Origin of the sequence: Micromonospora sp. NPDC049580 (assembly GCF_040675595.1) — a bacterium.
Taxonomy (GTDB): domain Bacteria; phylum Actinomycetota; class Actinomycetes; order Mycobacteriales; family Micromonosporaceae; genus Micromonospora.
Genome location: NZ_JBFAPG010000377.1, coordinates 1 through 6,322, shown reverse-complemented (window position 1 = coordinate 6,322; position 6,322 = coordinate 1). Strand labels below are relative to the sequence as shown.

The 6,322-nt window shown below is 73.5% G+C and carries 6 protein-coding genes; 4 read left to right on the top strand and 2 right to left on the bottom strand.

Annotated features, from left to right (window positions below; translation table 11 throughout):
• The first annotated feature begins 181 nt into the window (after nucleotides 1-181).
• The 4 genes from AB0J68_RS24490 to rdgB all read left to right on the top strand — a co-directional run bounded on the left by AB0J68_RS24490 (nucleotide 182) and on the right by rdgB (nucleotide 3,666).
• Nucleotides 182-1,147 carry a cysteine synthase gene (locus AB0J68_RS24490; protein WP_354855132.1) on the top strand — a complete coding sequence of 322 codons (966 nt, stop codon included), beginning with the start codon at nucleotides 182-184 and terminating at the stop codon, nucleotides 1,145-1,147.
• A gap of 225 nt (nucleotides 1,148-1,372) precedes the next feature.
• Nucleotides 1,373-2,116 (top strand): MBL fold metallo-hydrolase, encoded by a 744-nt coding sequence (locus AB0J68_RS24485; RefSeq protein ID WP_354855133.1) that lies wholly within the window; start codon nucleotides 1,373-1,375, stop codon nucleotides 2,114-2,116.
• 154 nt (nucleotides 2,117-2,270) lie between these two features.
• Entirely contained in the window at nucleotides 2,271-2,996 is a 726-nt protein-coding gene (rph, locus tag AB0J68_RS24480; protein ID WP_363940576.1) for a ribonuclease PH, read from the top strand.
• A gap of 52 nt (nucleotides 2,997-3,048) precedes the next feature.
• Nucleotides 3,049-3,666 carry an RdgB/HAM1 family non-canonical purine NTP pyrophosphatase gene (gene rdgB / locus AB0J68_RS24475; protein WP_354855134.1) on the top strand — a complete coding sequence of 206 codons (618 nt, stop codon included), beginning with the start codon at nucleotides 3,049-3,051 and terminating at the stop codon, nucleotides 3,664-3,666.
• Nucleotides 3,667-3,728: 62 nt separating this feature from the next.
• Here the strand turns inward: rdgB and hutH are convergent, their stop codons facing one another.
• Entirely contained in the window at nucleotides 3,729-5,267 is a 1,539-nt protein-coding gene (gene hutH / locus AB0J68_RS24470; RefSeq protein ID WP_363940575.1) for a histidine ammonia-lyase, read from the bottom strand.
• Nucleotides 5,264-6,322 (bottom strand): imidazolonepropionase (gene hutI, locus AB0J68_RS24465; RefSeq protein WP_363940574.1); only part of this gene is annotated, 1,059 nt, incomplete at its 5' end. The genes hutI and hutH, both read right to left, overlap by 4 nt.

Below are 6,322 nucleotides of genomic sequence, written 5' to 3'. Positions count from 1 at the left end.
TGGCCGGCGGCGCGTTCGGCTTCGCCGCGGCAGCGGCGATCAGCTCGCACAGCGCCGCGGCAGCGGCGATCAGCTCGCACAGCGCCGCGGCAGCGGCGATCAGCTCGCACAGCGCCGCGGCAGCGGCGATCAGCTCGCACAGCGCGGCGACCGCCGTCGCCGCGCGCTGAGGGCGGCCGCCATGGCGCGGTACGACAGCCTGCTCGACGCCTGTGGGGGCACGCCGCTCGTTGGTCTGCCCCGGCTCTCGCCGACGGTGCCCGACGGCGCGCCGCCGGTGCGGCTCTGGGCGAAGCTGGAGGACCGGAACCCGACGGGCAGCATCAAGGACCGCGCGGCGCTGTTCATGGTCCGCGCGGCGGAGGAGGCCGGCCGACTCCGGGCGGGTGACACCATCCTGGAGCCGACCAGCGGCAACACCGGCATCTCGCTGGCGATGGTGGCCAAGCTGCGCGGGTACCGGCTGGTCTGCGTGATGCCCGAGAACGTCTCCACCGAGCGGGTCCAGCTGCTCCGCATGTACGGGGCGGAGATCATCTTCTCGGAGGCGGCGGGCGGGTCCAACCAGGCCGTCGCGACGGCCAAGCAGATCGCCGCCGAGCACCCGGACTGGGTGATGCTCTACCAGTACGGCAACGAGGCCAACGCGCGGGCGCACTACGAGACGACCGGTCCGGAGCTGCTGCACGACCTGCCCACCATCACGCACTTCGTGGCCGGGTTGGGCACCACCGGCACCCTGATGGGCACCGGGCGCTACCTGCGCGAGAAGGTCGAGGGCATCCAGGTCGTGGCGGCCGAGCCGCGCTACGGCGAGCTGGTCTACGGCCTGCGCAACATCGACGAGGGGTACGTGCCGGAGCTGTACGACGCCTCGGTGCTGTCGCGGCGTTTCTCGGTCGGCACCCGGGACGCGGTACTGCGGACCCGTCAGCTCGTCGAGGTGGAGGGCATCTTCGCCGGTTTCTCCACAGGCGCGATCCTGCACGCCGCGCTCGCGGTGGCGCACGAGGCGGTCCGTGACGGCCGGCGGGCCGATGTGGCGTTCGTCGTCTGCGACGGCGGCTGGAAGTATCTGTCCACCGGCGCGTACGGCGGCACCCTCGCGGATGCCGAGGACGCGCTGGAGGGTCAACTCTGGGCCTGAGGGCAGGGGTCTTGCGCGAACGGGCCATCGGCGTACGCGTCGGTGGCCCGTTCGTCGCCCGCACCCCTGTGAGCGGGTGTCACGTTCGTGACAACTTCCAACGGATGATTCTTGTCCTCGGGCACCCCAGCGTAGGCTGCGCAGCGTGGCGTACGCGTCGGTAGAGATCATGGCCGGGACGACCGCCGGCATGGATGCTACTGACAGTGACAGTGAGACGACCCGATGCGACTGACTGTCCTGGGGTGTGCCGGTAGCTTTCCCGGCCCCGAGTCGCCGTGCTCCGCCTATCTCGTCGAGGCGGACGGCTTCCGCCTCCTGGTCGACTTCGGCTCGGGGTCGCTGTCCAGCCTCCAGCGCTACGTAGGGCTGCACGCCCCCGACGCGATCCTGCTGACCCACCTGCACTGTGACCACATCCTCGACGCCGTGTCGTACGTGGTGGTCCGCCGGTACGCCCCGGACGGCCCGTACCCGCCGTTGCCGGTGTACGCGCCCTCGGGCGCACCGGACCGGCTCAGCGCCGCGTACGGCGACGACGGCACGGTGGAGGACGTCTACCAGTTCTACGCGTTGCAGCCGGGCACCTTCCCGATCGGGCCGTTCACCGTCACCGTCGACCGGGTCAACCATCCCGTCGAGACGTACGGCGTGCGGTTGGAGCACGGCGGTCGGTCGCTGTGCTACTCGTCGGACACCGCGCCCTGCGACGCGTTGCTGCGCCTGGCGCAGAATGCCGACGTGTTCCTGTGCGAGGCCAGTTACCTCGACGGCGTGGACAATCCTCCGGACCTGCACCTGACCGGCCGGGAGGCGGGCGAGACGGCGACCAAGGCGGTGGTGGGCCGGCTGCTGCTCACCCACCTGGTCGCGGCGTGGGGCAGCGAGGCGCACACGTTGGAGTCGGCTGCCGCCGCGTACACCGGGCCGCTCGAGGTGGTCCGGGCCGGCGCCAGCTACGACATCTGACCGCCGGAGGCGGCGCGGCGGCGGGCCGCCCGCGCTCGGGCAGAGGAGTTCGGCTGGCCGGCGGCGGTCGCCGGATTCCTGCGGGTGCACGACGCGCACGCTGCTCGGGACACCCCGGGGGAGGCGGATCGCCGCACCGCATAGGGTGCAGGGCATGGCGCGACCTGACGGGCGAGGGCCCTCTCAACTCCGACCGGTGACCCTGACCCGGGGCTGGAGCACCCATCCGGAGGGCTCGGTGCTCGTCGAGTTCGGCGGCACCCGGGTGCTCTGCACGGCGAGCGTCACCGAGGGCGTGCCCCGCTGGCGCAAGGGCTCCGGGCTCGGCTGGGTGACCGCCGAGTACGCGATGCTGCCCCGGGCCACCAACACCCGCTCGGACCGGGAGAGCGTCAAGGGCCGCGTCGGTGGCCGCACGCACGAGATCTCCCGCCTGATCGGGCGCAGCCTGCGCGCCAGCATCGACCTCAAGGCGCTCGGCGAGAACTCGATCGTGCTCGACTGCGACGTGCTCCAGGCCGACGGCGGCACGCGCACGGCCGCGATCACCGGCGCGTACGTGGCGCTGCACGACGCGGTGGGCTGGCTGGCCGCCCGCAAGGCGTTGGCCGGCAAGCCGGAGAAGGTGATGCACCGGTCGGTGGCGGCGGTCAGCGTCGGGATCGTCGCCGGCGAGGCGCGACTGGACCTCTGCTACGAGGAGGACGTGGCCGCCGAGGTGGACATGAACGTGGTGTGCACCGGCGCGGGCGACTTCGTCGAGGTGCAGGGCACCGGCGAGGCGGGCGTGTTCGCCCGCGACCAGCTCGACAGCCTGCTCGACCTGGCCGTGGCCGGGTGCGCGGATCTGGCCGAAGCCCAGCGGAAGGCACTCTCGTGAGCGCGAGGAGTGAGCTTGCGAGCCCCGCAGTCGCGAACGAAGGTGGTTCCGCATGAACAAGGTCCTGCTGGCCACCCGTAACCGTAAGAAGCTGGTGGAGCTTCAGCGGATCCTGGACGGCGCGCTCGGCGCGCACCGGATCGCCCTGCTCGGCCTCGACGACGTCGACGAGTACCCGGAGCTGCCGGAGACCGGCCTCACCTTCGGCGAGAACGCGCTGATCAAGGCGCGGGAGGGCTGCCGGCGTACCGGGTTGCCGACGATCGCCGACGACTCCGGGCTCGCCGTGGACGCCCTGAACGGGATGCCGGGCGTGTTCAGCGCCCGCTGGTCCGGTCGGCACGGCGACGACGGGGCCAACCTCCGCCTGGTGCTCGACCAGATCGCCGACGTGCCGGACGAGCACCGGGCCGCGTCCTTCGTCTGCACGGTGGCGCTGGTGCTGCCCGGCGGCAAGGAGCACCTGGTCGACGGCCGGCAGTCCGGTCGGGTGCTGCGCGCGCCGCGCGGCGACGGCGGGTTCGGCTACGACCCGATCTTCCTCGGCGACGGGCAGGACCGGACCAACGCCGAGCTGACCCCGCAGGAGAAGGACGCGGTCAGCCACCGGGGCAAGGCGCTGCGGGAGCTGGCCAAGCTCGTCGCGAAGGTGCTGCCGCCCGCCGCCTGACGGTCGCGGAGGTGCTGCCGCCCGCCGCCTGACCCGCGGCGGACGACAGCGACCCGCGAAGGTCAGCCCAGTGGGCCGACCTCCCGTTCGATGGCGGCGCGCAGCTCCGGCCCGGCCAGCACCGCGCGGGCGGCCTCCAGCACCGGGGCGAGGAACACGTCCGGGCCGGGTTCGCCAGCCGCCGTGCCCAGGGCGACGACGGCGGCCCGGCCGGCGGGCGACGGCACCAGCGGCGCGCGCAGTTGCAACCCGCGTACGCCGGCCAGCAACTCGACCGCGAGCAGGCTGGTCAGGTTGTCCAACACGGTCCGCAGCTTCTTGGCCGCCGCCCAGCCCATCGAGACGTGGTCCTCCTGCATGCCGCTGGTGGGCAGCGAGTCCACCGAGGCGGGTGCGGCGAGCCGACGGTTCTCCGCGACGATCCCGGCCGCCGTGTACTGGGCGATCATCAGGCCGGAGTTGACCCCGGCGTCGGGAGAGAGGAACGCCGGCAGCTCCCGGGAGCGGGTGACGTCCAGCAGCCGGTCCACCCGCCGCTCGGCGATCGCGCCCACCTCGGCAGCGGCGATGGCGAGGAAGTCGGCGGCGAAGCCCAGCGGCGCGCCATGGAAGTTTCCGGTGGACTCGACCCGGCCGTCGGGCAGCACCACCGGGTTGTCCACGACCGACACCAGTTCCCGGGCCGCGACCGTGCGGACGAAGTCCAGGGTGTCCCGGGCCGCGCCGGCCACCTGCGGCGCGCAGCGCATCGAGTACGCGTCCTGCACGGCGTGCGCCAGGTCGTCGCGGTGCGAGTCCATGACGCGGGAGTCCTGCAACAGCCGGTGGATGTTCGCCGCCGACGCCGCCTGGCCGGGATGCGGACGGATGGCGTGCAGCTCGGGCAGGAACGGCCGCTCCGAGCCGAGCATCGCCTCGATGGCCAGCGCGGCGGTCACGTCCGCCATGGCGAACAGGTGCGCCGCGTCGTGGATGGCCAGCAGCAGCATGCCGAGCATGCCGTCGGTGCCGTTGATCAGCGCCAGCCCCTCCTTGGCGGCCAGCTCGATCGGCTTGAGCCCGGCGGCGGTCAACGCGTCGGTGGCGTCCTGCCGCTCGCCGGCCGGGCCGAGCACCCAGCCCTCACCGAGCAGCACCAACGCGCAGTGCGCCAACGGCGCGAGGTCGCCGGAGGCGCCCAGCGAACCATGCTCCGGCACCCACGGGGTGATGTCGTGGTTGAGCAGGTCGACGAGCGCCTCGGCGACCAGCGGGCGGACCCCGGAGCGGCCCAGGGCGAGCGAGCGGACCCGCAGCAGCATCATGGCCCGCACCACTTCGCGCGGCATCGGGGCGCCCACCCCGGCGGCGTGCGAGCGAATCAGCGCGTGTTGCAGCTCGGCCCGCCGCTCCGGCGCGACGAACGTGTTGGCGAGCGCGCCGAACCCGGTCGACACGCCGTACACGGGCCGCCCGGCGGCCTCGATGCCGTCCACGATCGCGCGGCTGGTCGCCATCGCGTCGCGGGTGGCCGGGTCGAGGGTCACCGTCGCGGTGCCGCGCGCCACCGCGAGGACGTCGTCGGCGGTGATACCGGTGGGTTGAATGATCACGGTCGTCACTGTGGAACTCCGTTGCGTATTACCTGGTGGATCAGGGGGACACCGGGCCGGTAGGCCAGGTGCAGGTACGACGGCGCGTCCAGGACGACCAGGTCGGCCCGTGCGCCGGGGGTGAGCACGCCGACGTCGTCGCGGCGCAGGGCCCGTGCGCCGCCGGCGGTCGCCGCCCACAGCGCCTCCGCCGGGGTCATCCGCATCTCCCGGACGGCGAGGGCGATGCAGAACGGCATCGACGAGGTGTACGACGAGCCGGGGTTGCAGTCCGTCGCCAGGGCCACGGTGACTCCGGCGTCGAGCAGCCGGCGGGCGTCCGGGTACGGCGAGCGGGTGGAGAATTCGGCGCCGGGCAGCAGGGTGGCGACCGTGCGGGTGCCCGACCCGTCGCTGTGGGCCGTGCCGGCGAGCGCGTCGATGTCGGCGTCGGACAGGTGGGTGCAGTGGTCCACGCTTGCCGCGTCCAGCTCCACCCCGAGCTGCACACCCGGGCCGGGGCCGAGCTGGTTGGCGTGCAGCCGTACGCCCAGCCCGGCGGCCTGCCCGCAGGCGAGGATGGCGCGGGCGTGGTCCACGTCGAAGGCACCCCGCTCGCAGAAGACGTCGATCCACTTCGCGTGCGGCGCGGCGGCGGCCAGCATCGGCCCGCAGACCAGCCCGACGTAGTCGTCGGGGCGGTCGGCGTACTCGGCGGGCACCACGTGGGCACCCAGGAAGGTGGCGTCCTCGGTGAACTCGGCGGCGATCCGCAGCGAGCGGGCCTCGTCGGCGACGGTCAGCCCGTACCCACTCTTGATCTCGATGGTCGTGGTGCCCTGGCGCAGCGCCTCCCCGCGCAGCCGGCGCACGGTGGCCCGCAGCTCGTCGTCGCTGGCGGCCCGGGTCGCGCCGACAGTGGTCCGGATGCCACCGCCGGTGTAGGGCTCGCCGGCCATCCGGGCGGCGAACTCGGCGGCCCGGTCCCCGGCGAAGACCAGGTGCGCGTGGCTGTCCACGAAGCCGGGCAGCACGGCGGCGCCAGCGGCGTCGATCCGCCGGTCCGCGGCCGGCGCGTACGCGGC

Bases quoted from the DNA above. Each gene is read 5' to 3' on its own strand.
- AB0J68_RS24490 (WP_354855132.1), top strand. From the start codon at position 182: ATGGCGCGGTACGACAGCCTGCTCGACGCCTGTGGGGGCACGCCGCTC.
- AB0J68_RS24485 (WP_354855133.1), top strand. From the start codon at position 1,373: ATGCGACTGACTGTCCTGGGGTGTGCCGGTAGCTTTCCCGGCCCCGAG.
- rdgB (WP_354855134.1), top strand. From the start codon at position 3,049: ATGAACAAGGTCCTGCTGGCCACCCGTAACCGTAAGAAGCTGGTGGAG.
- rph (WP_363940576.1), top strand. From the start codon at position 2,271: ATGGCGCGACCTGACGGGCGAGGGCCCTCTCAACTCCGACCGGTGACC.